This window comes from Pseudoalteromonas sp. S3178 (genome assembly GCF_005886985.1).
In the GTDB taxonomy this organism is placed as follows: domain Bacteria; phylum Pseudomonadota; class Gammaproteobacteria; order Enterobacterales; family Alteromonadaceae; genus Pseudoalteromonas; species Pseudoalteromonas carrageenovora.
On record NZ_PNCW01000223.1, the window covers coordinates 1 to 395 of the forward strand.

At 44.6% G+C, this 395-nt stretch carries 1 pseudogene; it reads left to right on the plus strand.

The annotated features are described in order from the left end of the window. Nucleotides 1-395, plus strand: a pseudogene (locus CWC11_RS20725) (RND transporter); the annotation flags it as partial.

A 395-nucleotide genomic window follows, 5' to 3' on the forward strand; every position in this document is an offset into this window, starting at 1 on the left:
TAAGTGCAGCAAGCGATGCCACGGTTGAAGAAATTTTGTTGCGCCCAGGAGCACAAGTTAACCCCAACAGCATCATTATGAGGTTACAAGATGCAAATTTGGCCCAATCTTTAAAAGATGCCAAACGCAGTTTGGCGCAGTCGCAAGACCAATATCTACAGCTCGATATCAATCAACAACGAGAACTGCTATCTCATCAGGCGGATTTGGAAATTCTGAGATCTGAGTTAGAAAGTGCCGAGCTGGAGGTTACTGCTCAAGGAGAATTGGTTGAAGATGGAGTTGTTTCTAAACTCGACTACCAACGCGCGGTACTTACTCATCGCCAGCTGAAACGTCGCATTAATATTGAACAACAGCGAATATCACAATTGCAGACCTTACACAAAGCCAAC